25 protein-coding genes are annotated in these 24,454 nt (G+C 32.3%); 5 read left to right on the top strand and 20 right to left on the bottom strand.

The features are described from left to right. Positions 1-10: 10 nt before the first annotated feature. The 6 genes from MW871_RS06650 to MW871_RS06625 form a co-directional block, all read right to left on the bottom strand. The gene (locus MW871_RS06650) at positions 11-1,231 is read right to left on the bottom strand and encodes a bifunctional folylpolyglutamate synthase/dihydrofolate synthase (protein WP_248428015.1); all 1,221 of its coding nucleotides are present in this window, start codon (positions 1,229-1,231) and stop codon (positions 11-13) included. A gap of 59 nt (positions 1,232-1,290) precedes the next feature. Beyond that, positions 1,291-2,088 (bottom strand): energy transducer TonB family protein, encoded by a 798-nt coding sequence (locus MW871_RS06645; protein ID WP_248428014.1) that lies wholly within the window; start codon positions 2,086-2,088, stop codon positions 1,291-1,293. A gap of 30 nt (positions 2,089-2,118) precedes the next feature. Further along, positions 2,119-2,511 (bottom strand): ExbD/TolR family protein, encoded by a 393-nt coding sequence (locus MW871_RS06640; RefSeq protein ID WP_188049912.1) that lies wholly within the window; start codon positions 2,509-2,511, stop codon positions 2,119-2,121. Positions 2,512-2,513: 2 nt separating this feature from the next. Further along, positions 2,514-3,218 (bottom strand): MotA/TolQ/ExbB proton channel family protein, encoded by a 705-nt coding sequence (locus MW871_RS06635; protein ID WP_188049913.1) that lies wholly within the window; start codon positions 3,216-3,218, stop codon positions 2,514-2,516. Positions 3,219-3,424: 206 nt separating this feature from the next. After that, positions 3,425-4,651: a Glu/Leu/Phe/Val dehydrogenase dimerization domain-containing protein gene (locus tag MW871_RS06630; RefSeq protein WP_248428013.1), complete on the bottom strand. Its 1,227-nt coding sequence runs from the start codon at positions 4,649-4,651 to the stop codon at positions 3,425-3,427. Positions 4,652-4,737: 86 nt separating this feature from the next. Further along, on the bottom strand, positions 4,738-5,322 hold the full coding sequence (locus MW871_RS06625; protein WP_188049915.1) for a chalcone isomerase family protein: 585 nt from the start codon (positions 5,320-5,322) through the stop codon (positions 4,738-4,740). A 596-nt stretch (positions 5,323-5,918) separates the two neighbouring features. Between MW871_RS06625 and MW871_RS06620 the strand changes: the two genes are divergently transcribed. Beyond that, positions 5,919-7,058 (top strand): acyl-CoA dehydrogenase family protein, encoded by a 1,140-nt coding sequence (locus MW871_RS06620; RefSeq protein ID WP_188049916.1) that lies wholly within the window; start codon positions 5,919-5,921, stop codon positions 7,056-7,058. A gap of 305 nt (positions 7,059-7,363) precedes the next feature. Here MW871_RS06620 and MW871_RS06615 read toward each other — a convergent pair whose 3' ends face one another. Next, on the bottom strand, positions 7,364-7,942 hold the full coding sequence (locus MW871_RS06615) for a GNAT family acetyltransferase (RefSeq protein WP_248428012.1): 579 nt from the start codon (positions 7,940-7,942) through the stop codon (positions 7,364-7,366). Positions 7,943-8,071: 129 nt separating this feature from the next. On the opposite strand from MW871_RS06615, the gene MW871_RS06610 reads away from it, so the two are divergent. The 3 genes from MW871_RS06610 (at position 8,072) to MW871_RS06600 (ending at position 9,920) form a co-directional block, all read left to right on the top strand. Further along, positions 8,072-8,749 (top strand): SDR family NAD(P)-dependent oxidoreductase, encoded by a 678-nt coding sequence (locus tag MW871_RS06610; protein ID WP_248428011.1) that lies wholly within the window; start codon positions 8,072-8,074, stop codon positions 8,747-8,749. A gap of 13 nt (positions 8,750-8,762) precedes the next feature. After that, positions 8,763-9,365, top strand: a complete 603-nt coding sequence (locus MW871_RS06605; protein ID WP_188049919.1) for a SprT-like domain-containing protein — start codon at positions 8,763-8,765, stop codon at positions 9,363-9,365. Positions 9,366-9,467: 102 nt separating this feature from the next. Next, on the top strand, positions 9,468-9,920 hold the full coding sequence (locus MW871_RS06600) for a hypothetical protein (protein ID WP_188049920.1): 453 nt from the start codon (positions 9,468-9,470) through the stop codon (positions 9,918-9,920). Positions 9,921-9,936: 16 nt separating this feature from the next. Here MW871_RS06600 and MW871_RS06595 read toward each other — a convergent pair whose 3' ends face one another. From MW871_RS06595 to gcvP, 6 genes are all read right to left on the bottom strand, one after another. Further along, entirely contained in the window at positions 9,937-10,698 is a 762-nt protein-coding gene (locus MW871_RS06595; RefSeq protein WP_188049921.1) for an ABC transporter ATP-binding protein, read from the bottom strand. Further along, positions 10,695-11,444 (bottom strand): MlaE family ABC transporter permease, encoded by a 750-nt coding sequence (locus MW871_RS06590; RefSeq protein ID WP_188049922.1) that lies wholly within the window; start codon positions 11,442-11,444, stop codon positions 10,695-10,697. The genes MW871_RS06595 and MW871_RS06590 overlap by 4 nt, the downstream gene beginning before the upstream one ends. Positions 11,445-11,512: 68 nt before the next feature. Continuing rightward, complete coding sequence (locus MW871_RS06585; RefSeq protein ID WP_248428010.1) at positions 11,513-12,361, bottom strand: glycosyltransferase family 2 protein; 849 nt, start codon at positions 12,359-12,361, stop codon at positions 11,513-11,515. A gap of 74 nt (positions 12,362-12,435) precedes the next feature. Continuing rightward, positions 12,436-12,969: a class I SAM-dependent methyltransferase gene (locus tag MW871_RS06580; RefSeq protein WP_248428009.1), complete on the bottom strand. Its 534-nt coding sequence runs from the start codon at positions 12,967-12,969 to the stop codon at positions 12,436-12,438. Positions 12,970-13,272: 303 nt separating this feature from the next. After that, entirely contained in the window at positions 13,273-14,331 is a 1,059-nt protein-coding gene (locus tag MW871_RS06575) for a 3-oxoacyl-ACP synthase III family protein (RefSeq protein WP_248428008.1), read from the bottom strand. A gap of 320 nt (positions 14,332-14,651) precedes the next feature. After that, on the bottom strand, positions 14,652-17,501 hold the full coding sequence (gene gcvP / locus MW871_RS06570; protein ID WP_248428007.1) for an aminomethyl-transferring glycine dehydrogenase: 2,850 nt from the start codon (positions 17,499-17,501) through the stop codon (positions 14,652-14,654). A gap of 147 nt (positions 17,502-17,648) precedes the next feature. Here gcvP and MW871_RS06565 point away from each other — a divergent pair, with 147 nt between their 5' ends. Then, entirely contained in the window at positions 17,649-18,461 is an 813-nt protein-coding gene (locus MW871_RS06565) for a UbiA prenyltransferase family protein (protein ID WP_248428006.1), read from the top strand. Between the two features lie 59 nt (positions 18,462-18,520). On the opposite strand, the gene MW871_RS06560 is transcribed toward MW871_RS06565, so the two are convergent. The 7 genes from MW871_RS06560 to MW871_RS06530 form a co-directional block, all read right to left on the bottom strand. Then, positions 18,521-18,973, bottom strand: coding sequence for an SRPBCC family protein (locus MW871_RS06560; RefSeq protein ID WP_248428005.1), 453 nt, complete (start codon positions 18,971-18,973; stop codon positions 18,521-18,523). Further along, entirely contained in the window at positions 18,974-19,879 is a 906-nt protein-coding gene (locus MW871_RS06555; RefSeq protein WP_248428004.1) for a TIGR01777 family oxidoreductase, read from the bottom strand. It lies immediately after the preceding gene. A gap of 5 nt (positions 19,880-19,884) precedes the next feature. Continuing rightward, the gene (locus MW871_RS06550) at positions 19,885-20,706 is read right to left on the bottom strand and encodes a DUF393 domain-containing protein (RefSeq protein WP_248428003.1); all 822 of its coding nucleotides are present in this window, start codon (positions 20,704-20,706) and stop codon (positions 19,885-19,887) included. Beyond that, positions 20,672-21,415: a YqjF family protein gene (locus tag MW871_RS06545; protein ID WP_248428002.1), complete on the bottom strand. Its 744-nt coding sequence runs from the start codon at positions 21,413-21,415 to the stop codon at positions 20,672-20,674. The genes MW871_RS06550 and MW871_RS06545 overlap by 35 nt, the downstream gene beginning before the upstream one ends. Continuing rightward, positions 21,412-21,759 carry a hypothetical protein gene (locus MW871_RS06540; protein WP_248428001.1) on the bottom strand — a complete coding sequence of 116 codons (348 nt, stop codon included), beginning with the start codon at positions 21,757-21,759 and terminating at the stop codon, positions 21,412-21,414. The genes MW871_RS06545 and MW871_RS06540 overlap by 4 nt, the downstream gene beginning before the upstream one ends. Before the next feature lie 58 nt (positions 21,760-21,817). Further along, positions 21,818-22,321 carry a GbsR/MarR family transcriptional regulator gene (locus tag MW871_RS06535; RefSeq protein ID WP_188049933.1) on the bottom strand — a complete coding sequence of 168 codons (504 nt, stop codon included), beginning with the start codon at positions 22,319-22,321 and terminating at the stop codon, positions 21,818-21,820. A gap of 104 nt (positions 22,322-22,425) precedes the next feature. Then, on the bottom strand, positions 22,426-24,453 hold the full coding sequence (locus MW871_RS06530; protein ID WP_248428000.1) for a M3 family metallopeptidase: 2,028 nt from the start codon (positions 24,451-24,453) through the stop codon (positions 22,426-22,428). Between the last annotated feature and the right edge of the window lies 1 nt (position 24,454).

The raw sequence follows: 24,454 nt of genomic DNA, 5'->3' as shown, positions 1-24,454 counted from the left end.
AATAAAAAAATTACAATATTTCTGCTACTACAAAAGTGCTTCCACCAATGTAGATGAAGTCAGATTCTAAAGCGCTTTGTGTGGCTTTTTTGTAAGCTTCTGAAACAGAATTGTATACTTCTCCTTTTAGTTCATAAGTGTCAGCTTTCTGTTTTAAAATTGAAGCTTCTAATCCACGAGGAAGATTAGGTTTACAGAAATAATAAATTGCTTTTTTAGGAAATAAAGGTATTATTTCCTCTAAATCTTTATCATTTACCACTCCCAAAACAATATGCAAGTTGTCAAAAGTTTCTTTTTGGATTTGATTTAATGCAATTTTCAGCCCGTCTTTATTATGTGCTGTGTCGCAAATTACTTTTGGAAACGCTCTTAATTGTTGCCACCTTCCTTGCAGTCCTGTATTTCTTACCACATTTAAGAATCCAGATTGAATGTTCTCTATACTTATATTGTATTCTTTTTCTTGATTTAAAACGTTAATAGTTTGCAAAACCGTTCTCTTGTTATATACTTGGTAATCGCCAAGTAGATCAGAAGGATAGGTATTAGAAATTAAATCAGAGGCAAAGTAGATTTGGGATTGGCATTCTTTTGCTTTAGCCAAAAACACAGGTTTTGTTTCATCGGTATATTCTCCAATAATTACCGGAATTGATGGTTTTATAATTCCGGCTTTTTCAAAAGCTATTGAGGCGAGTGTGTTTCCGAGGAATTGAGTGTGATCTAAACCTATATTAGTGATAACGGAGATAAGCGGAGCAATAATATTGGTAGCATCCAATCTGCCGCCCATTCCCACTTCAATAATTGCTATGTCTACCTTTTCTTTTGAAAAATAATCGAAAGCTAATCCAACAGACATTTCAAAAAAACTAAAAGCTTCTTTTTCAAGGTAAAATTTGTGTTGTTCAATAAAGGAGCAAACAAAATCTTCAGAAATTTCTTTACCATTTATCTTAATTCGTTCTCTAAAATCTTTTAAGTGCGGTGAGGTATATAAGCCAACATTATAACCAGCTTCTTGTAGTATAGAAGATAACATATGGGACGTAGAGCCCTTACCATTAGTTCCAGCTACATGTATGCATTTTAATTTCTTTTCAGGATTGCCTAAGTGATCAGATAATAATAAGATATTAGTTAAGTCTTCTTTATAAGCAGATGCGCCTTGAGTTTGGTACATTGGTAGTTGTGCAAACATCCAATGAGTGGTTTCTTGGTAATTCATGAGGGTTATAAATAATAAAAACTCAAAGATACTTGAGTTTTTATTATTTATAGTTATGATTATTCCCCTATTTTAAAATTAACCGTTATGAAACCAATTTGGGTTTCAGGTGCTTTTGGATCGGGTTGCCATTTATATTTTCGTGCTGTTGCTAAAGCAGGTTCTACTAAACAAGGATTAGTATTTGTTGTTCCTTTAGTGTACTTAGCAGCAATAACATTACCATTTCTATTTACAGTGATTTGAACTACAACGGTTCCGAATTCATTGCATTTTTGAATTTCTTTTCCTCTAGTACTAATGCTTCTACCATTTAATCCCCAACCACTTCCGTTGCCGCTACCACTTCCTGATCCATAATAACTGTTGGCGTATGGATTACCGTTTATGCTTCCTTTATCACCTGCAACATCATCATTTCCTTCACCGCCTTGCGCTTTTCCATCTGATTTAGGGCCGTTTATTAAACTTGATAATGCATCCGAAGTGCTTTTTGAAGGTTTCGGAATTTCTTTTGGTTTTGGTTTAACTTCTTCTTTGGCGGCTTCTTTAGTTGGTTTGTTCTTTTTTGCTTCTTTTAAAACAACAGCTTCTTCAACATCCTGTGACAAGATTTCCTCATTACTAGCCGCAGCCTCTTTTGCAGCAACTGCTTTAGGTGCAGACTGTATTGCTTCTGTTGGCTGAATGTTTCCTGAACCAAATTCGGTTGTCCCAAAGTTAATTGCGATTCCATTCTCGGGGGGTGGATCTAAAGAAGTTAATCCTAAATAAAAGAACAAAATAAATAGAATCACAAAAATGGTTGATGTGATTGCAAATGATTTTTTTTCTTCTTCTGTTTCTATGTATTTCATGTAGAAAAATCTTTTTTAAGACTGCTAAATCTATTTAGGCCTCACTGCTAAAACAACTTTAATTTGATTTCTGTTTGCTATATCTAAAACATTAACCGCTTTTTCGATAGGTACACCTTCTTCAGCTCTTAAAATAATTGCTTTTTCTTTATCTGCAGAAAGTAAGGATAATAATTTTGATTCTAATTCGGTTTCGGATACGGGTTCTTTATCAATAAAAAACTCCAAATCCTTATTTATACTTACAGAAATATTTTTATTGCTATCTGTTTTACCTTTTGCTTTTGGGAGAACTAAATCTAAAGCATTAGTCGTTACCATTGTTGATGTTAGCATAAAAAATATCAGTAATAAAAACACAATATCGGTCATGGATGACATATTGAATTCGGCGCTAACTTTATTTCTTCCTCTTAGATTCATAATTATGCAGGGTCGTTTAATAAGTCTAGAAAGTCAACTGCAGTGGCTTCCATCTGGTGAACAATTTTATCTGTTTTTACTACTAAGTGATTGTACCCAACATAAGCAATAATTCCCACTACTAATCCTACTACAGTAGTTGTCATGGCGGTATAAATTCCTTCAGATAGTGCACCTACTTCTATTTGTCCTCCAGAACTGGCCATTTTATGAAAAGCTTGAATCATTCCGACAACAGTTCCTAAAAAACCAGTCATTGGTCCTGCTCCAGAAATAGTAGCAAGCATGCTTACATTTTTTTCAAGTTTGTAAATTTCAAGTTTTCCTGCATTTTCAATAGCCGTATTAATGTCGTCTAAAGGTTTGCCAATGCGGGAAATACCTTTCTCGATTAATCTGGCAACAGGAGATTTATAGTGAGCGCATGCTATTTTAGCGTTGTCAATACGTCCGTTTTTAATGTTGTCTTTAATTTGAGACATAAATCCAGGATCAATTTTGGAAGCAGCATTTATAGCCATTAATCTTTCAAAATAGAGGTATAAAGCAACGAAGAACATTAAGAATAACGAGGTCATAATTATTTGACCTGCTAATCCTCCGCTAGTTAGTAATTCGATTATAGATAAAGTTTTTTCAACAGGGACTGCATCAACTAAACCTTCTTTTGCAACAGATAAGCTGTCCGCTTGTAACAATAGACTCATAGAAATTTTATTTATTATGAAAACGCTAATATATTATAAAAATTGCTATTAATTAATATTAAAATTAACGTTCAAAATATTTTTATAGCTTTTAATTTATTTTATAAAAAAAAGCCAGTTTAATACTATTGTTTCAAACAATATGTATCAAACTGGCTCGTTTAATTATAGTTTATCAACGATTAAATCGAAGATAATCAATAGGATTATACTAACTGTTTTAAAGCAATTTCGAAAGCAGTAGCACTAATATTTGTTTTTGAGCTATTTAAAGCATAAGTCTTTTTCATAGCATTTTTGATCGTTTCTGAGGTATCCTGAAAAATTGCATCATCTGTCATTTCTACTCTTTTCTCCATGAAGTAAGCAAAAACACGAGCCATTCCACAATTAGAAATAAAATCAGGAATCAGACTTACTTTTGTGTCTATATCTTCCATTATTGGGCCAAAAAAGATAGCTGTGTCTGCAAACGGTACATTTGCACCACAAGAAATTACTTCAAGACCATTAGCGATTAAGCTGTCAATTTGAGATTGAGTAACCAATCTAGAAGCAGCGCAAGGAGTAAATATTTCAGCGCCTATAGTCCAGATTTTTTGATTGATTTCTTCAAAAGGAATCATGTTTGCGGCAACTAATTTATTTCCATCCTTAGCAAGATAAAAATCTTTTATTTCTTCAAATGTATATCCATTCTCATTTATTATTCCACCATCTCGGTCGATAATCCCAATTATTTTAGCGCCCATTCCGGCCAAATAATAAGCTGCAGCTGAACCTACATTTCCAAAACCTTGTATAATAGCTTTTTTTCCTTTTACATCACCGCCATAAATATCGTAATAATTGCGTACAGCTTCGGCAACACCAAAACCAGTAATCATATCAGCAACGGTATATTTACGAAGAATATCTGGAGAATATTTAGGATTTTCAATGACTTTTACAACTCCTTGACGTAATTGTCCAATTCTATTGATTTTATCGGCTTCTGTCGGTTTAAAGTGTCCGTTAAAAACACCTTCTTGTGGGTGCCATATACCGCATTCTTCAGTCATTGGAATTACTTCGTGGATTTCATCTACATTTAAATCTCCTCCAGTTCCATAATAACTTTTTAATAAAGGCGAAACAGCTTTAAACCAACGTTGTAAAACTCCTTTTTTTCTTGAGTCACTAGGGTCAAAATTTATTCCAGATTTAGCTCCTCCAATTGCAGGACCAGAAACAGAGAATTTCACTTCCATAGTTTTTGCCAAGGACAAAACCTCATTCATATCCAAGCCTTTTCTCATACGTGTTCCACCACCGGCAGCACCACCACGTAATGAGTTAATTACTGTCCATCCTTCTGCTTCTGTTTCAGCATCTTTCCAATGGAAAACTATTTCAGGCTCTTTATTTTCGAATTTATTCAATAAATCTTTCATTTTTTGCGATATGTTTAATTTACGCAAATATAAAAAAGGAATCGTTCGAATTGCTTAATATTCAAAAAAAACAAAAAAGAATCTTTTTAGAATTTACCTAACAAATCTTCTTTTAATGTTTTGTCTACAGGGTTTTCAGATAACCATATTCCGTAAAATGCTTTTTTAAATTCTAATCCAGTGATTTTTCCTTTGTAGTTCTTGTTCTTAGTAATCCATAACGATTGGTCGTCCGGATTAAAGGCTAGTTCAAATACATCTCCTTTTTTAGTTTCCTCAGTACTCAATAAATCTTCCAATTCTTTAAGTTCTTTAGCAAATTTCAGGATCCCTTTTTCTCCAACTGATTTTTCCATCCCTTTTTCTAAAGCCTTAGACAGTTTTTTTGAAGTAATCAATCCCGATGATACATGTAATGCAATTGCCATTTCAAGTTCACTATCTAAAATTTGTTTAGCATCTTGAGATAAAACGGTTAAGTACAATGCTTGAATGTAAAGTTCAGTAAAAAATTTTGAACGTTGTCCAATTCCATTTAAGGATAATTTTTTTCCTTTAAACTCTAATGTTCTTGGAATTTCAACACCATTAACAACGAATTTGTTTTGAGCAGTTGCGTTAGTAAATTGTAATGTGATAATAATCGTTAATAATGCTACTATTTTTTTCATATTAAGGGATTTAAGTTTTTTATTCAATTTTGAAATCGACCTGCAAATTTACTATAAACTTACAATAAAAGTAATTATTTTCTTTAAAAAAAGTTACAATTGATGAATATGTTTAATTTTAGCTTAAAAAATAAAAAATACTAACTTATATCCCATAAACATTACTAGACTGTAAAATTTATAGACTCATAATTCTTTTTTAATCACCGGGGATTTGTAGTTTTAATATTTCTTTTGAAGAGCTCTAATGTGAATTAGTTTAGTTTTTACCATTTTAAACAACTTCTTTGTATGGGATTATGGAAAAGTATTATTGAAAATTATTGCGAAACAAACGAATTGTTTCATTTAAAAGAAATGAGAAACACTATTTTGTTTGAATGTTTTGTTTAAGAAGTGGATGGCTTATTTTGTAATTATGTTATCAGTTTGGCTTTTAGATCAAATTGTCTTGCTTAATGAGTTGCAATGCAAGGCTTCTTCGATCACAAAGTTTTGTTTAAACAATAGCTAAATTCACGAAATCGTTTGAAATTTGATATTAAATAATTACTTTTGAGGATCAAATTTAAGAACATTTAATTTACAATAATAATATGGATTTTAATCTAACCGAAGAACAAATAATGATTCAACAAGCTGCTAAGGATTTTGCTGTTGCAGAATTATTACCAGGAGTTATAGAAAGGGATGAACATTCTAAATTCCCTACCGAGCAAGTCAAAATGATGGCTGAACTTGGTTTTATGGGAATGATGGTAGATCCAAAATATGGTGGTTCGGGTTTAGATAGTGTTTCGTATGTGTTGGCCATGACTGAAATTGCTAAAGTAGACGCTTCAGCTGCAGTGATCATGTCGGTAAATAATTCGCTTGTTTGTGCAGGTATGGAAAAATACTGTAACGAAGAACAAAAAATGAAATATTTAGTACCACTTGCAAAAGGGGAAGTAATTGGCGCTTTTTGTCTTTCTGAGCCAGAAGCTGGTAGTGATGCCACTTCGCAAAAGACTACAGCAATTGATATGGGAGACCATTATTTGTTGAACGGTACAAAAAACTGGATTACAAATGGATCAACTGCATCTACGTATTTAGTGATAGCACAAACTGATGTAGAAAAAAAGCATAAAGGAATAAATGCATTTATAGTTGAAAAAGGTTGGGCTGGTTTTGATATTGGACCAAAAGAAAGAAAAATGGGAATTCGCGGAAGTGACACTCATTCTTTGTTGTTTAATGATGTGAAAGTTCCAAAAGAAAATAGAATTGGCGAAGATGGTTTTGGTTTTGCATTTGCTATGAATGTATTGAATGGCGGAAGAATAGGAATTGCGTCACAAGCTTTAGGAATTGCAACCGGAGCTTATGAAATTGCTTTAAAATATGCTCAAGAACGAAAAGCTTTTGGTAAAGAAATTTTTCAGCATCAAGCAATTGCTTTTAAACTAGCGGATATGTACGTTAAAGTTACTGCAGCAAAATTATTAGTAATGAAAGCTGCTTGCGAAAAAGATGAAGGTAAAGATATTGCACATTCTGGAGCAATGGCAAAATTATATGCGTCAGAGATTGCGCTTGAAGTTGCTAATGAAGCTGTTCAAATTCATGGTGGTAACGGATATGTTGCTGAATATCATGTGGAGAGAATGATGCGTGATTCTAAAATTACACAAATTTATGAAGGTACTTCAGAGATTCAAAGAATTGTAATTTCTAGAGGTTTGGTTTCTTAAAACCTTGTTTTTTATATAACAAAAACCCTTTCTAATTTGGTTAGAAAGGGTTTTTTTTAGTTCTATTTTTTTGTTTCTTTTGCCACAAAGGAACAAATACGCAAATGGAAGTTGTAAAACGATTTATATTTATAAAAGAGTCAACCATGAAACTTTATAAAACCATTAAAGGAATTAAGTTGTTTAAGTCTTGTGAAACTTAATACTCTAGATGGTAAAAAAATACAATTAATTTAGATCACTTAGTGGCTTCGTGCCTATTAAATATTTCTATGTACTTTAAACGGAAATAAATAATTGTAAATTCAACTCCTACTAAAAACCTTTTGATTCATATCATAAGCTAAAATGTAATATTCATTGTTATTGAAATTAAAATCAGCAATAATGTTCCATTTTAGTTTTTCAGTATGCGCTTTACGAGATGGAATATTCGTTTTATTGATGAATGTTAGACTCAATGGATATTTGTTCATCATGTGCATTCTCATGAATTCAAAGAAAGGAAGGATCAAGCCTTTTCCTCTGTAATTCTTATGAATGCATATTGGTCCATATTGAAAACTATTTGTTGTTGTAAAACTAAAGTCTAAAAAATTAAGGTCAGTAAGTAATGTTATCATGTGTTCAAAAATCGGCCATTGAGCAAAAAACGTCCAACTTCCCGTAAAAATATAAGCGATAATTTTACCATTGTCTTTTGTAACAAATAGATTTTGGGCTTCAATAACTTCTGTTAATTGAGCGATAGTAAATGGGGTAGTAACAAATCCACCTTTTTTGTCTTCTTCGGTTAAATTAGAAACAAAATATAATTCTTGTAGTGCTAGTACACCATCGATGTCTTTTAGTGTAGCTATTTCAAAATTTATGTTATCCTTCATTTAATTTTTATTTTTGTAAGCGCGTTGTATCAAAATTAACCAAAATTATAATATTACTCACTCTAAAATCAAAAAACAATCCTGAGTTTTAAGTACTGCTGTTTTGTCAATTTTCCTTATTTTTGCTTTATGAAAAATATTATAATTACAGGAACGAGTAGAGGAATAGGTCATGAATTAGCCCTGCAATTTTCAAATGCTGGACATCAAGTTTTAGCTATTTCTAGAAAAGTTCCACAGACTTTATTGGGGAACAAAAATATTACTTGTCTATCCGTTGATTTATCTAATGAATTGGAACTAGCAAAAGTTAGTGATTTTGTTTCTAATACCTGGAAACAAATAGATGCCATCATTCACAATGCAGGTAGTTTGATTTTAAAACCATTTTTAGAAACAACTCAAGAGGATTTTGAGAACATCTACAAAGTAAATGTTTTTGCTGTGGCTAATTTAACTCGTATTGCTTTACCTTATTTACAAAAAAACAGTCATGTTGTAGCTATTAGTTCTATGGGAGGAATTCAAGGAAGCCTTAAATTTGCTGGACTTGCTGCTTATAGTTCTAGTAAAGGAGCCGTAATTACACTTATGGAATTGTTAGCCGAGGAATACAAAGACCGTGGTATTTCTTTTAATGTTCTTGCTTTAGGATCTGTTCAAACAGAAATGTTAGAAGAAGCTTTTCCGGGTTATCAAGCACCCATTTCTGCTAATGAAATGGCCGATTATATTTATAATTTCACTCTTACAGGAAATAAATATTTCAATGGAAAAGTGTTGCAAGTTTCGTCGACCAACCCATAAAAAGTAATCTGTTTTGAGTGAAACACTAGCAAGATATCTTCCCGAGCATGCTGTAAAACCAGTTTTTGAGTTAATTGTCGCCAATCAAGTACATCTTAAGATCGTCAATGAGCGACAGACACGTCATGGTGATTACCGAAAAGGATTGAATGGCAAGCATGAAATAACAGTCAATTCTAATTTAAATAAATATAAATTTTTAATTACACTGATTCATGAAATTTCACATCTAGTGGCTTTTGAAAAATTTGGACGAAACATAAAACCACATGGTGCAGAATGGAAATATTCTTTCCAACGATTAATGATTCCTTATATTAGGCCAGAGATTTTTCCAAATCATTTATTGCCTTTATTGGCAAGACATTTTAAAAATCCAACTGCAAGTAGTGATACTGATGCAACTTTGGCATTAGCATTAAAACAATTTGACCAACAAAATGATATGAACTACGTTTTTGAGCTCCCTTATGGCAGTGTTTTTAGAATACAGAATGGAAAAGTTTTTAAGAAAATAGCAGTTCGAACTAAACGTTTTGAATGTTTAGAAATTAGTTCTGGGAAAATGTATTTATTTAATCCTAACGCAGAAGTGGAATTGCTGAAAACCAATTAGGCTCTTTTAAAAGTAAATGATTACAGAGTTTTATTTGTAAGAAAAATTTCTAAGTATTTAAATTCATTATATTTGCCTTACATGAATTTGCAGCCTCTCAAGATGAAAAAATATTTAATGATTCTTTTTTTACTAGTCACGTTTTGCTTTAGTTATTCGCAACAACGTGGGATTTATTTAATGTCAAAAAAAGGAAATAGACAAACCTATCTACCCGAGAATAGAAGAATAAAAATAACACTCAACAATGGTAAAAAAATTGCTGGACATTTTACGATCCTAAACCAAGACACTATAATTATAAAAGAAGTTGAAATAAATCTTGATTCTATCATAAAAATTAGAAGAGCTTCAAACTTCTCTACTATATTAACACCTATTTCTGTAGCAAACGGTAGTGTTTTAGCTATAGTTGGTACTATTTTATTGAATTCGGGTAGTTATCTCGCATCTGTAGGAACTGTTCCTCTTATTTATGGTTCTGTATTCATCATTGTGCCTTTAATAGGAAAAAAACACAGCAGTAAAAACTGGAATTATAAAATTGAAAACTAAATTAATTTTTATTTTTTTATCCTTTTAAATACGCTTCCCTTACTTTTCTAAATAGATTAGATGAATAGACAAAGGCAACTACAGCTTCGTTATCTGTCTTGAAAATTTCTTCTTTTGTTCCTTGCCAAGCTTTAAGGCCGTCTTTCAGGAATAAAATATTATCTCCAATCTCCATAACAGAATTCATATCATGAGTATTAATCACGGTTGTTATGTCGTATTCTTCGGTAATTTCTTTGATTAAATTGTCAATTAATGTTGATGTATTTGGGTCAAGACCGGAGTTGGGTTCATCACAAAACAGGTATTTTGGACGGTTCACAATAGCACGAGCGATTGCAACTCTTTTTTGCATTCCACCTGATATTTCAGAGGGTAATTTATGATGAGCATCTTTTAATGCGACTCTTTCTAATACAAAGTCAACACGCTCTTTTATTTTAGCTTTATTATCTTTGGTAAACATTCTTAACGGGAAGCCCACATTTTCGGCAACAGTCATTGAGTCAAACAAGGCACTTCCCTGAAAAACCATTCCTATTTCAGTTCTAAGATCTCTCTTTTCATCGGCACCTAATTCAGAATAGATTCTCCCATCAAATTCAATTGTTCCTGACTCAGGAGTGTGAATTCCTAAAAGACTTTTTAGCAATACAGTTTTCCCTGACCCACTTTGTCCTATAATTAAATTGGTTTTCCCAGTTTCAAAAACTGTAGAAATACCTTTAAGGATTTTATTTTCACCAAATGATTTTTCTATGTTTTTTACTTCTATCATGATCCTAGCAACAGTTGTGTTAATATATAATTGAAAAGTATGATTGAAACTGATGTCCAAACAAAAGAAACCGTACTCGCTTTACCTACCTCAAGTGCACCACCTTTCATGTAGTAACCATGAAAAGAAGGAATTGTTGCTAATAACATCGCGAAAATTAATGTTTTTATAAAGGCATAGATCACATGAAAAGGAATGAAATCCATTTGTGTTCCATTAATGAATTCCTGGCTTGAGATAAAACCTCCATATACACCAGCCATCCATCCACCAAGAATACCCAGAAACATAGCTATACCAATTAGAAATGGATAGAGTAATAATGCAATTATTTTAGGGAAAACAAGGTAATTTAAAGCATTAACTCCCATAACCTCTAACGCATCAATTTGTTCTGTAACACGCATAGTTCCTATACTAGAAGTGATAAAAGAACCCATTTTTCCTGCCATAATTACAGAAATAAAGGTGGGTGCAAACTCTAATATTACGGATTGCCTTGTGGCAAAACCAATAAGATATTTGGGAATTAACGGATTAGTTAAATTTAGTGCTGTTTGGATGGCAACTACTCCTCCTACAAAGAAGGAAATGAAAGCTACAATACCAAGAGATCCAATTATCAAGTCGTCAATTTCTTTGAAGATTAAACTCTTCATAACGGACCATTTGGTTTGTTTGTTAAAAATTTCTTTAAGCATCAGGAAGTACCTTCCTATTTGTGATATATATCGAATGAGCATCATAGTTTTGTGAATATGGGCTAAATTACAAAAATAGTTATGAGTAATTGGTTAAGAGCGGTTAGTTTTCACTAGAAAAGCTTCTCTTTCATTTTTTTTAATCGGTAATTACGAATGAATTTTGCTTGTTCTTCGGTAACCATTAAGGGTGTTTTGGCTAATTTTGCTTTCCAAAATCCTTTGATATAATCTAAAAATAATAATGGTTTTTTCTTCATCATCGCCAGTTTTGCAGCTGCGATTCCTGTAATTATAAAACCGTAACCTAAAGTGTAAAATGCTTCTCCTTGTTTGTAGCGAGCTATTTTATTATAATTAGCACCAGTTGGTTTTAAGTGCTTAACATGTAAGGAAGAATCGGTAACTACTTTCCAATTGTAAAATTTGCATAACAATTCATCAACAGTATCCCAGCCCATTTGTGGTTTTAGGCCGCCAATTTGCTTAAAAACTTCTTTTCTATAGGCTTTTAAAGCTCCGCGAATGTGATCTTTATCTGTGAGATTTTCTAAAATCCAATCGCCATTTTTCTCAATATAACAAAAACCACCAACCATTCCAATGGTAGGATCTGATTTGAAATGTTTGTCAATCGTTTCAAAATAATTATTTGGAAAAATTAAGTCAGCATCTACTTTTACAATTACATCATAATTATCGTCTAAAGTTTCAAAGCCTGCTTGAAAAGCCTGAATGACTTTGCTTCCTGGTAAATGAATAGCACTTGATTTCTTTTCTAGCAATGAAATAAATGGATTTTCTTTGGCGAAAGCTATAACAATTTCGGCTGTTTTATCAGTAGAGTTGTCATTGACGATTACTATTTTTTTTGGCAAAAGTGTTTGAGTAATTAAAGACTCTAATGTTAGTGCAATAAATTCCTCTTCATTATGAGCAGGTATAACGATGTAATAGTTCATTTGATAAATTTTAGATTTTAATTGTAGTTTTTAAGTTCTTTCAAAACTGATCTAAAAACTCAAATAAAAAATCATTATTCTGCGGGCTTAATTCTCTCAGCATAAACGATATAATATCTAGGAGTAAATTTTCTTAATAGTGGACGAATTCCAAATTTTTTGACTGGGTTAGTCCACTTTTCACTGTCTATTATTTTCCATCCAGTTTTTTCTAGGAGCCAATCCAGCTGCCAATCCTCAAATTCATGATAATGTCTGTCCCACATATCAGTTTTGCTTCTGTAAGCAGGAGAAAACCATAAACGAAGCGGAATAGAAATAAAAAGTTTGTCTGATTTTATCTGGTTTAAGATGGTGTAGGGATTTAATAAATGTTCGAAAATTTCAAATGCAGTTACTACATCTGTTTTTTCTAAATGAAAAACATTTTGATTATTATCTAGATCTTCACCGCTTGTGTTTTTTACGGTAAAACCATCTTCTTTCATTATTTTTGAAAAAGGATTTTCAACACCTAAATCTAAAATGGTAGCTGAATTATTGATATGTTTATTTAGAAATTCTAAAGTGTGTTTGAATCTTTTATTAGGAAACGTTTTTTCGTACATGTTCTTTTTATTTTGCGCCTTCCCGAAGATTCGAGAACCAGGGTGCAAATATACTAATAAAAGTGTTTTTGACTCTTGTTTTTTTAACTCAGTTACTCCCAATACTTCGGGATAAAATCATCAAATTTTAAGAGGGCTTGTTTGTGAATGCAAGAAAGCGATAAAAAGATGCTTTCTTGCACTCTAGAAAAACAAGTTTTATTGAGGAATTGTAATAATAGCTATTTTTGAAAATCGGTAACTAGCAAATTATTCAACTATTTTTTGGTGCTAATTTAATATAATATGCAACTATATTTTTTATTAATATCTATATATAAAAGCATTTACATTCATTCCTGCTCCAACCGATGCAAATAAAAGAATGTCTCCTTTGCTTATAGTTTGATCTTTTATTTCGTTTCTAATTAATAAATCGAAAAGTGTAGGTACTGTAGCAACGCTGCTGTTTCCTAATTCATGAATACTCATTGGCATTATGTCCTTAGGAACTGGTTTGCCATGTAACTTATAAAAACGATGAATGATTGCTTCGTCCATCTTTTCATTAGCTTGGTGAATCAGAATTTTTTTGACGTCATCAATACCTAATCCACTTTTTTCTAAACAATTTTTCATTGCCGCTGGAACAGTATTTAAGGCAAACTCGTAAATTTTACGACCGTGCATTTTTATGTATCTCGTGTCGGGATCTAATTCTGGATTGTAGGATTTTCCAAAATATAAAAAATTTGCTTCATCCATTGCGTAAGTTCCGCTTTCATAAGAAAGTAGTCCTGATTCATCATCTGAAGCTTCGATTATTGATGCTCCCGCACCATCCGAATAAATCATAGAATCTCTATCATGATCATCAACAACTCTTGATAATGTTTCAGAACCTATTACTAAACAACGTTTAGCCATACCAGATTTTATAAATGCATTAGCTTGAAGTACACCTTCAATCCATCCTGGACATCCAAAAAGAATATCGTAAGCCACACATTTCGGATTCTTTATTTGTAGTTTATGTTTAACTCGTGTTGCTAAACTAGGGATCATATCAGATTGAATAGCTCCTTTTTTTACATCACCAAAATTGTGTGCAAATATGATATAATCAATCGTTTCTGGATCTATTTTTGCATTTTCAATTGCTTTTTGAGAAGCGAAAAAGGCTAAATCAGAAGAGCTGTAATGGTCCTCCGCGTAACGTCTTTTCTCTATTCCGGTAATTCCTTTGAATTTATTAATTACAACGTCATTAGGATAGCCAAATGCAGTTCCGTCTTCGTTTAAAAACACATGATTACTAAAATCTGCATTACTAATTTTTTTCTCAGGGATGTAACTTCCTATTCCGGTTATTTTTATTTTCATTGCTTTTATTTCCAAAATTTATGCTAATTTAAACATAAAAAAATTATTACTATCACAATATTTACTATGCGTGCATATAATTATTAAATTGTAAGTTTTAAGCTAAAATATTAAATATTTTGTTATAAATTACTAATAATAGTGTGATTTTATTAGGGTAATTGTTTTAAGTCCAAAAAAACAATTCGAGTTTAATTTTTGCTATTTTTTTAAATATTTAAAGATTCAAATTTCTTCAAATAACTGTTTTTTTTAAATTAGTATTTGAATTAATTGTAAAAAAAAATGTCCCGATTTCTCGAGACATTTTATGATTTATTTTAGCTTTCCATGTAGGCTTCAATTGGAGCGCATGAACAGTTTAAATTTCTATCGCCATAAGCTTCATCAACTCTACGAACAGTAGGCCAGAATTTATTTTCAGCAATATAATCTAGTGGAAATGCTGCTGCTTCACGACTGTATGGAAAATTCCAATTATCAGTCGTTACCATTGCTAAAGTATGTGGAGAATTTTTCAACACATTATTGGGATTGTCTAGTGTAGCTTCTTCAATTTCTTTTCTGATAGCGATCATTGCGTCACAAAAACGATCTAATTCTTCTAAGTTTTCACTTTCTGTAGGTTCGATCATTAAAGTTCCTGCAACAGGGAACGAAACAGTTGGAGCGTGGAAACCGTAATCCATCAATCGTTTTGCTATATCTGTTACTTCAATTCCTTTTTCTTTAAACGGACGACATTCTAAAATCATCTCATGTGCGGCACGACCCATTTCACCAGAGTATAAAGTGTCATAATGACCGTTTAATTTCTCCTTAATATAGTTAGCGTTTAAGATTGCATATTCTGTTGATTGTTTCAAACCTTCAGCGCCCAACATACAGATATATCCGTAAGAAATCAAACAAACTAATGCTGAACCCCAAGGTGCAGCCGAAATAGCTGTAATTGCATTTTCGCCACCAGTTGGTATTACTGGATTTGTAGGTAAAAACGGCACTAATTGTGGAGCAACGCATATTGGACCAACACCTGGACCTCCGCCACCGTGAGGAATAGCAAATGTTTTGTGTAAGTTTAAGTGACATACGTCTGCGCCAATTGTTGCTGGATTGGTTAATCCCACTTGCGCATTCATATTTGCACCATCCATGTATACTTGACCACCATTATCGTGAATTAATTGGGTGATTTCTTTAATAGCACTTTCAAAAACTCCATGAGTAGATGGGTAAGTAACCATCAAACAAGAAAGATTGTCTTTGTGTAAAATTGCTTTTGCACGTAAATCTTCCACGTCGATATTCCCGTTTTCTAATGTTTTTGTAACCACTACTTTCATTCCTGCCATCGCTGCCGAAGCTGGATTAGTTCCGTGAGCTGATGATGGAATCAAAGCAATATTTCTGTGGTGATCTCCTCTTGATTGGTGATACGCACGGATAACCATAAGTCCTGCATATTCTCCTTGAGCACCAGAATTAGGTTGTAATGTAGTTCCAGCAAAACCTGTAATTACATTTAATTGTTGCTCTAATTTAGCAAGCATTTCTTGGTATCCTTGGGCTTGATCTAATGGTGCAAATGGGTGAATGTTGTTCCATCGTGCATTACTTAAAGGTAACATTTCTGAAGCAGCATTCAATTTCATAGTACAAGATCCCAAAGAAATCATAGAATGATTCAATGCTAAATCTTTACGCTCTAACATTTTGATGTAACGCATTAAAGCGGTTTCAGAATGGTGTTTTGTAAAAACATCATGCTCTAAGAACGTTGAAGTTCTTTCGATGCTTTCTGGAAAATGATTGGTTTGAGATAAACTTTCAATTTTTATTGCCTGAGTCCCTTTTGCGGAAGCGAAAATAGTAACAATTTTATTTAAATCAGCGATACTTGTGGTTTCATTCAATGAGATTGAAATCGTGTTTTCATCAATATAATAAAAGTTTACTTCGTTTTGAACTGCAATTTCTTTTACTTTTTGAACATCAGCTTTTACTACAATTGTATCAAAGAAGGCTGTGTTTGTTTGCTCAAAACCTATTTTTTCTAATGTGTTTGCCAATGTCACTGCAGAAGCATGTACTTTACTAGCAATATATTTTAATCCTTTTGGACCGTGGTAGACTGCATACATTCCTGCCATTACAGATAACAAAACCTGGGCCGTACAAATATTTGAAGTCGCTTTATCACGTTTGATGTGTTGTTCACGTGTTTGTAGTGCCATACGAAGGGCACGATTTCCGTTGGTATCAATAGTTACACCAATGATTCTTCCGGGCATGCTTCGTTTGTATTCATCTTTAGTAGCAAAGTAAGCTGCGTGTGGTCCTCCGTATCCTAACGGAATTCCGAAACGTTGTGTAGTTCCTAAAACAACTGCTGCTCCAATTTCGCCAGGAGGAGTTAATTTAGCTAAACTTAAAATATCAGCTGCAACGGCTACTTTAATTTCGTTTTCGGCCGCTTTAGCGATGAAATCTGCATAGTCGTATACTTGGCCAAATTTTCCTGGATATTGTAGAATTGCTCCAAAAAATTCTGAAGAAAAATCAAATTTTTGGTGATCTCCAACAACTAATTCTACACCAATAGGAGTAGAACGGGTTTGCAAAACAGATAATGTTTGTGGTAGAATAGCATCAGAAACGAAGAACTTACATACGTTGGCTTTCTTTTGATCGCGAGTTCGCACATCAAATAATAATGCCATTGCTTCAGCTGCTGCAGTTGCTTCATCAAGAAGAGAAGCATTAGCAATTTCCATTCCTGTTAATTCGATAACCATTGTTTGGAAATTTAGAATTGCTTCTAAACGACCTTGCGCAATTTCTGCTTGATATGGTGTGTAAGCCGTGTACCATCCTGGATTTTCAAAAACATTTCGTTGAATAACAGCAGGGATAATAGCGGCGTTGTATCCTAAACCGATATACGATTGGAACATTTTATTTTTATTCCCTAATTGAGTGATATGATTTGCAAACTCATATTCGGTCATAGCAGGTTCAAGGTCTAGATCAGATTTTAAACGGATATCACTTGGAATAGTTTCCTGGATCAATTGATCTAGCGATTCTGCTCCAATTGTTTTAAGCATGTGTTCTAAATCATTGTCTCTTGGACCGATGTGTCTTAATGCAAAAGCGTCTGTTTTCATTATATATAAAATGGGTTGTGTGTTTCTTGTTTTTACAAGCGGTAAAATTAAATATTAATATGCGATAATTTGTCTTTTTTGAGTTGATTTTCTGTGAATTTTTCAACTAAAACACGTTCTTATTAACACTTTGATTAATTTTGTCTAATGAAGATTTTTAAACTTGTATTAGATTTTTATATTAATAGTAGTATTCACGTGGCTTTATCGTGTTATGCACTAGTAAAAATGACCCAACACATGTTCCACATACCTTACGAAGAGCCAGTTGCAAACTTTGCTTTTTTTGGGACTGTGGTAGGTTATAATTTTGTAAAATATGATGCATTGGCTCGGAGCAAGAAAAATAATATACGCAAAGAACTTAAAATGATTATTTTACTCAGTATTATTTCGCTTGTGTTTGTTGCGTATTATTTTTTTCAACTGCAAAGAATTACTCAAATTATAGCCATTACTTTTTTAAGTGTCACTTTATTGTACACGCTTCCTTTTTTTCCAAATCGTAAAAATGCTCGAAATTGGGCTGGCGTCAAAATTTATATTGTGTCACTGTGTTGGGTAGGAGTAACACTTGCATTGCCAATAGTAAATGCGGAAATAGATATTACAGCTGATTTTTTTCTTAAATGCATACAAAGATTTATCTTGATTTTTGTTTTAATTTTGGTTTTTGAAATTCTTGATCTTGCCAAAGATGATCCACATTTGCAAACAGTTCCGCAGCAAATTGGGGTCAAAAAAACTAAAATTTTAGGATGGATTTTAATGGTTGTGTTTTATTTTTTAGAATTATTTAAAAGTAACTTTGATCAAAAGCAATTAGTTGTAAATTTTGTTTTAGTGGTTTTGCTTTCTCTTTTTTTGCTATTTGCGAGTCACAAAAAGTCTAAGTATTACACTTCTTTTTGGGTCGAAGCTGTTCCAATTTTTTGGTGGTTAATGGTTGTTTTTATTTAGACAGTTAAGCATAAGCAATTCAAAATTAATCATTGATTAAAACTCAACAATATTTCTATTTACAGATGCTCTGTTATTTCTTTCAAAACCTTATTTCTTTCCTCAATAAGGTTTATTAAATGCTTCTTCAAAAACAAAAAATCAAATATTTTACCAAAAAAACCATAAGGAACTTCATAAGTAATTATATCTTCCATTAACGTTACTCCGTTTTTTTCTTTAAATAGGTGTTCGTGTTTAAAGGATTTGAATTTTCCTTCTTCCATTTCATCCACAAAATAGTCGTAAAGTTTCATTTGAGTTATTCTGCTTTTATGAGTTAAATAAAATCCGAAATGTTTGCCTCTCCAAGTTACGGTTTCTTTATAATTTATCAAACCTGATTGTACACCATCAATGGTAGTTTCATTTGTTAGCCTTACAGATTTTTTATGAACATCAATGTTTCTTGACAGATCAAAAACAATTGACTTTAATCCGTTTATTTCGGTTTTTAAAAATATTTTGGTCATCTAAACTAAATCTTTTAATGCTTTTTCTAATGTGTCAAATTCAAATTGGAATCCATTTTCTTGCAATCGTTTTGGAATCACATTTCTACTCTTTAACACTAATTCTGATTCGGTTCTGATAAATACTGCGCCAAGTTTTAATAATGATTCACTTATTGGAATCCCAAAAGGAGCACCAATAACTTTGCGTAGTACTGACATAAAATCTTTATTGGCGATGGGTTTTGGCGAAACAATATTCACAACACCAATCATTTCTTTCTCAACTATAAAATCAATCGCTCTCGCAAAATCTATTTCGTGTATCCAACTGATAAACTGATTTCCTTTTCCTTGTTTTCCTCCAAAACCAATTTTTGCTAACATTTTTATAGGCCGTAAAGCACCTCCATTTTTTCCTAAAACGATAGAAGTTCGTAAAGCAGTTTTAAGAGTTTTTGGCGTTTCCGATTTAAAAAATGCTTTTTCCCACGATTGCGCTACGTTCATAGAGAAATCATTTCCTATTTCGCCATCTACTTCATCCATTTGTTTATCTAAAGAAAAACGATAAATGGTTGAGGTTGATGAATTCAGCCAATGTTTAGGTGGATTTTTACAATCTAAAACAGCTTGATTCAAAATTTTAGTGCTTTCGATTCGGGATAACAGAATTTCTCTCTGATTTTCTTTTGTATAGCGACAATCCACAGATTTTCCGGCAAGATTAATTATAACAGTTGTGTTTTCTAATTCGGTTTCCCAACCTGAAAATGTTTTTGCATCCCAATTAACATATTTTATTCCGTCACTATTTCTGGATTTTCCTCTAGTTAAAATAACGATCTCTTCAAATTTATTTTTAAAGTGATTGATTAAGCTTTGGCCTAAAAAACCAGTTCCTGCTGCTATGATAAGTTTATTCATGATTTTTAAAAATTCAAAATTAGTAATAAAATGATAATTCTATAAATAACCCATGTTACACATAGATAAGTTGGAAGTTGTAGTATTTTAATTCTTCTAAAATGCTCCATAAACATGATCAAAGCTGTGAGTGAAAACCAGATTAAAAGCACTGTTTGTGGCATATTATAAATACTTTGTACTAATAATGCAGGCAACAGTAATAGGGAACCCATTAAGGTAACAGTCATTAAATTGCCGGCATAATTTACAATTGTTTCTTTTTTTAACTTCAAGATAAATATACTTTGAAAAAATAGTTGTCCTAAAGCAATCAGCAATTCTCTAAATATATTTGCTTTTGGTAAACTCGTAAAGAGAGCAGAATAATTATATAAAACAATTGTTGTAACTAGCGTTGCGAAACCAATAAATAAAAATCGGTATTTATAATTGAAGTCTGGTACGCATTGTAATGGTTGTTTTTCTTTTTTTTTACTGGGAATAATGACCTTGCGATTATAGGATATAAAAGAATAAAGTTTTTTTAAAAGGTATTTAAAGGGTTTTATGTTTCCAATTTTTTCGATCCAAGGAAAAGAAAATCCAATCACTTTTAGCAAACTATCGATTCCGTAAATTACAGTTTTATTTTTATTGTCAATTAATGCTATTTCGTTTGACGCTCGTTTTATATCTACAAAAACTTGCTCTTCCTCGCTCATTTGATTATAAGATTTGCGACCGTTTTGGTCTAGCATCTCTACTTTGATGAAAGCACTCGTGTACACTTGACACAAAGGGCAATCAATATCATAGAGTAAGGTTTGGTTTTCTAGCGTTTTCATGAGTTATGGTTTTTTTGTTTTCGACAGTCACAGCAGATCCTTTTGCTAAAAATACAGAAGATGGTTTTGCATTTTGTAAAACGGAAAAGTCAGTTCCGTAATTCCTGGTAAAGTCAACATCAAGCTCTAAATTTTTAACTTCTAATTGTTCCCATCTGGGATGTCTAACTTCATATTCAAAAGTTTTTTGGTCGTTATATTTCGTGTAACCAAAATAATGTTCCGTTATAAATTCAGCTTCTGAGTCGATTTCAATTGCTTTGTATTCTTTGTCAGTTTGTAATTGAATTGTATTCCATTTTTTATCTACTAACCATTCATAGCTAAAGGTTTTACTAAATTCATTTTCAGTATTGCAATGTCTCATTTGCTGAGTTTCATAATGTTCATGATACAAAGTATTTGCTATGATTGTGATTGCTTTTTTTGGAACAATTTCTTTTATAAAAACCACGCCACGTTTCCAGTTTCCATTTTCAAAACGTTTTACATAAAACCGAAGATTGACTTCTTCAAAATTAATGTGGAAAGGAAATTTAATCCCTAATACTTTGGTTTCTTTAAAAATAAAAGCAACCAAACTAGCGTAACATTTTCCGTTATGAAAATCTAATTCTGTTCCTAATGGAACGTATTTTTCTAGTATTGCAGCATCAATTTCATAATTGATTAAAGCTAAATTTTCCCATTTTGCACTTAAGAAACTCATGATTGTTGTTTTGTATAAATTAGTACTGAAAAATAAATAGCAAGGATTGGTGGCACAGGAATTAAAATAAAGTAGAGGATATCGCTTTTTAGAATATTCAAGTTAAAAGTAAATGTCAAAAAGAACAGTACTACTAAGGAAATATATACTTGTAGCAATTTATCTTTCGGTTGATCAAGTAGCAATGAAATTCCAGTAATGATTTGGAATACTCCGGTAAGGATTAAAAATAATATACCAAATCCGATTAATGCTCCTAAACTTTTTGCAAATAAAGTTCCTGTTAGGATTAGTAGTATTGGCGTTCCTACAAAAAAGTAATTAAGATAGTTTAAGTTTTTCATGATTATATTTATTTTTAAAGTTTCAGAAAATATTGAAACATTTTATTAAATTTTTTTTCTATTTCATAAATTTGACGACTAATTTAGTAAGCCAATTGTCTTTGTATTCTGTGATTTTATCAAGCACATTATCTGCTTTTAATACAAAGTCATATAGTTTTGTTGTTTGATCTATAAAGTGTTTTTCTTCTATAGAATCAGAAGCTTTTATAGAGGAAACTTCCTTTAAGATTTTAAGCGCAGGCTTAATTTCTCTTTTGCTTCTTTCTCTTGCAATTTTAACGGCTAATTCGTCTAAATCTTTTTCGGCAGTAAAAAACTCTCTTCTTTCTCCTGCTTTGTATTCTTTATACACAATTCCCCAATCCATTAGAGCTCTCAAATTCATACTGGCATTTCCTCTAGAAATTTGCAATTCTTCCATTACATCTTCCATAGAAACCGCTTCACTTGACACCATTAATAGTGCATGAATCTGAGCCATGGTTTTGTTAATTCCCCATTGCGAACCTAATGCTCCCCAGGTTTGTACAAATTTATTTTTTGCTTCTTTGAATTCCATAGTACAAATGTATATAAAAGTTTTTAAACTTTCAAAAATAAATGAAACTTTATATTAAAAATAAAACCGAAGTAGTGCTACCTCGGTTTTATATGATTTGAAATCTAGAGTAATCCTGCGCGTTTCAATAAAGCATCAGGTTTTGGTTCTTGTCCTCTAAATCGTTTGTATAATTCCATTGGTGGTTCTGTTCCGCCTTTAGAAAGTACATTTTCTTTAAATTTAGTGGCTACTTCTTTATTGAAAATTCCTTTTTCTTGAAAATATTCAAAAGCGTCAGCATCTAGTACTTCAGCCCATTTATAGCTATAATAGCCAGAAGAATAACCGCCTTGAAAAATGTGCGAAAAAGCAGTACTCATCGCATTCTCTGCTACTTCAGGATACAATTGCGTTGCTGCAAATTGTTCCGTTTCAAAAGATTTGACATCAGTAATAGAAGAAGGATCTTGACCATGCCAACCCATATCTAATAATCCAAAACTCAACTGACGCATCGTAGCTAATCCTTCTTGGAAACTGGCACTTTCTTTAATCTTGTTTACATATTCTTGTGGAATCACTTCGCCAGTTTCATAATGTGTTGCAAACAAAGCCAAAGCTTCAGGCTCGTAACACCAGTTTTCCATTACTTGGCTTGGCAATTCTACAAAGTCCCAATAAACTGAAGTTCCTGATAAACTTGGATAAATCGTGTTGGCTAACATGCCATGTAATCCATGTCCGAATTCATGAAATAAAGTCGTTACTTCATTAAAGGTTAAAAGTGATGGTTTAGTTTCCGTCGGTTTAGTGAAATTACAAACATTTGAAATGTGCGGTCTTTCATTTTGCCCATTTTTTACATATTGCGATTTGAATGAAGTCATCCAAGCACCGTTACGTTTCCCTTTTCTTGGAAAAAAATCAGCATAAAAAACAGCTACTAAATCCTTTTTTTCGTCTGTGACTTCATAAGTCATTACTTCAGGATGGTATTTGTCAATGTAAAATACTTCCGTAAAAGTCAATCCGTATAATTTTTCAGCAATTGTAAAAGCTCCGTTTAATACTTTTTCTAACTGAAAATAAGGTTTTAATTTTTCATCGTCTAAATTAAAAAGTTGCTGTTTTAATTTTTCAGCATAATAACCGCCATCCCATTTTTCTAGTTGCTCAATTCCGTCTAATTCTTTGGCAAAAGCCGATAATTGTTCAAATTCTTTTAAAGCTGCCGGTTTTGCTTTTGATAATAAATCATTCGAGAAGGAAAGTACTTTTTCAGGACTTTGTGCCATTCTTTCTTCTAAAACAAAATGTGCATGCGTAGCATATCCTAATAATTGTGCTCTTTCAAAACGTAATTTGGCGATTTTCAAAACGATTGCTTGATTGTCAAATTCGTTATTTTGAAATCCTCGTGCGCCAAAAGCAATTGCTAGTTTTTTACGCAATTCTCGATTATCCGCATAAGTCATATACGGAACATAACTTGGATGGTCAAGAGTAAAAATCCAACCTTCTTTATCTTGTGCTTTCGCCAAAGAGCGAGCCGCTTCTATAGTGCCTTCTGGCAATCCGGCTAAATCTTTTTCATCTGTTAGATGCATTTCGAAAGCATTGGTTTCAGCCAAAATATTTTCGCCAAATTGCAAACTTAGTTTCGATAATTCCTTGTCGATTTCGCGTAAAGTATTTTTCTTATCCTCTGGCAAATTAGCACCATTTCTAGAAAAGCTTTTGTATTTTTTATCTAAAAGAGTACTTTGTTCAGGCGTAAGTTTGAATGAATCTTTTGAATCATAAACTGATTTTACTTTGGCAAATAAGGCTGGATTTAAAGTAATGTCATTTCCAAACTCAGATAACAATGGCGAAACTTCTTGGGCGATTTTTTGCATTTCGTCATTCGTTTCTGCTGAATTTAAGTTAAAGAATATACTAGAAGCTCTGTCTAGAATATCACCTGCATAATCCATTGCTTCAATCGTGTTTTCGAAAGTCGGTACTTCAGGATTATTTACGATAGCCTCAATTTCAGCTTTCGCTAAAGAGATTCCTTCTTGAATAGCGGGTAAATAATCTTCATTTTTTATTTGGGAAAAAGGAGCAGTATTGTGTTTAGTTGAAAAGTATTTCGTTAAGATGTTCATT

Origin of the sequence: Flavobacterium pygoscelis (assembly GCF_023162025.1) — a bacterium.
GTDB classification, from domain to species: domain Bacteria; phylum Bacteroidota; class Bacteroidia; order Flavobacteriales; family Flavobacteriaceae; genus Flavobacterium; species Flavobacterium pygoscelis.
Note: the sequence above shows the minus strand (reverse complement) of the source record. Positions and strands in the feature narration are given on the sequence as shown.

What these genes read in the sequence shown, in the direction of transcription:
- MW871_RS06650 (WP_248428015.1), bottom strand. Translation starts at nt 1,231, where the DNA reads ATGAATTACCAAGAAACCACTCATTGGATGTTTGCACAACTACCAATG.
- MW871_RS06645 (WP_248428014.1), bottom strand. Translation starts at nt 2,088, where the DNA reads ATGAAATACATAGAAACAGAAGAAGAAAAAAAATCATTTGCAATCACA.
- MW871_RS06640 (WP_188049912.1), bottom strand. Translation starts at nt 2,511, where the DNA reads ATGAATCTAAGAGGAAGAAATAAAGTTAGCGCCGAATTCAATATGTCA.
- MW871_RS06635 (WP_188049913.1), bottom strand. Translation starts at nt 3,218, where the DNA reads ATGAGTCTATTGTTACAAGCGGACAGCTTATCTGTTGCAAAAGAAGGT.
- MW871_RS06630 (WP_248428013.1), bottom strand. Translation starts at nt 4,651, where the DNA reads ATGAAAGATTTATTGAATAAATTCGAAAATAAAGAGCCTGAAATAGTT.
- MW871_RS06625 (WP_188049915.1), bottom strand. Translation starts at nt 5,322, where the DNA reads ATGAAAAAAATAGTAGCATTATTAACGATTATTATCACATTACAATTT.
- MW871_RS06620 (WP_188049916.1), top strand. Translation starts at nt 5,919, where the DNA reads ATGGATTTTAATCTAACCGAAGAACAAATAATGATTCAACAAGCTGCT.
- MW871_RS06615 (WP_248428012.1), bottom strand. Translation starts at nt 7,942, where the DNA reads ATGAAGGATAACATAAATTTTGAAATAGCTACACTAAAAGACATCGAT.
- MW871_RS06610 (WP_248428011.1), top strand. Translation starts at nt 8,072, where the DNA reads ATGAAAAATATTATAATTACAGGAACGAGTAGAGGAATAGGTCATGAA.
- MW871_RS06600 (WP_188049920.1), top strand. Translation starts at nt 9,468, where the DNA reads ATGAAAAAATATTTAATGATTCTTTTTTTACTAGTCACGTTTTGCTTT.
- MW871_RS06595 (WP_188049921.1), bottom strand. Translation starts at nt 10,698, where the DNA reads ATGATAGAAGTAAAAAACATAGAAAAATCATTTGGTGAAAATAAAATC.
- MW871_RS06590 (WP_188049922.1), bottom strand. Translation starts at nt 11,444, where the DNA reads ATGATGCTCATTCGATATATATCACAAATAGGAAGGTACTTCCTGATG.
- MW871_RS06585 (WP_248428010.1), bottom strand. Translation starts at nt 12,361, where the DNA reads ATGAACTATTACATCGTTATACCTGCTCATAATGAAGAGGAATTTATT.
- MW871_RS06580 (WP_248428009.1), bottom strand. Translation starts at nt 12,969, where the DNA reads ATGTACGAAAAAACGTTTCCTAATAAAAGATTCAAACACACTTTAGAA.
- MW871_RS06575 (WP_248428008.1), bottom strand. Translation starts at nt 14,331, where the DNA reads ATGAAAATAAAAATAACCGGAATAGGAAGTTACATCCCTGAGAAAAAA.
- gcvP (WP_248428007.1), bottom strand. Translation starts at nt 17,501, where the DNA reads ATGAAAACAGACGCTTTTGCATTAAGACACATCGGTCCAAGAGACAAT.
- MW871_RS06565 (WP_248428006.1), top strand. Translation starts at nt 17,649, where the DNA reads ATGAAGATTTTTAAACTTGTATTAGATTTTTATATTAATAGTAGTATT.
- MW871_RS06560 (WP_248428005.1), bottom strand. Translation starts at nt 18,973, where the DNA reads ATGACCAAAATATTTTTAAAAACCGAAATAAACGGATTAAAGTCAATT.
- MW871_RS06555 (WP_248428004.1), bottom strand. Translation starts at nt 19,879, where the DNA reads ATGAATAAACTTATCATAGCAGCAGGAACTGGTTTTTTAGGCCAAAGC.
- MW871_RS06550 (WP_248428003.1), bottom strand. Translation starts at nt 20,706, where the DNA reads ATGAAAACGCTAGAAAACCAAACCTTACTCTATGATATTGATTGCCCT.
- MW871_RS06545 (WP_248428002.1), bottom strand. Translation starts at nt 21,415, where the DNA reads ATGAGTTTCTTAAGTGCAAAATGGGAAAATTTAGCTTTAATCAATTAT.
- MW871_RS06540 (WP_248428001.1), bottom strand. Translation starts at nt 21,759, where the DNA reads ATGAAAAACTTAAACTATCTTAATTACTTTTTTGTAGGAACGCCAATA.
- MW871_RS06535 (WP_188049933.1), bottom strand. Translation starts at nt 22,321, where the DNA reads ATGGAATTCAAAGAAGCAAAAAATAAATTTGTACAAACCTGGGGAGCA.
- MW871_RS06530 (WP_248428000.1), bottom strand. Translation starts at nt 24,453, where the DNA reads ATGAACATCTTAACGAAATACTTTTCAACTAAACACAATACTGCTCCT.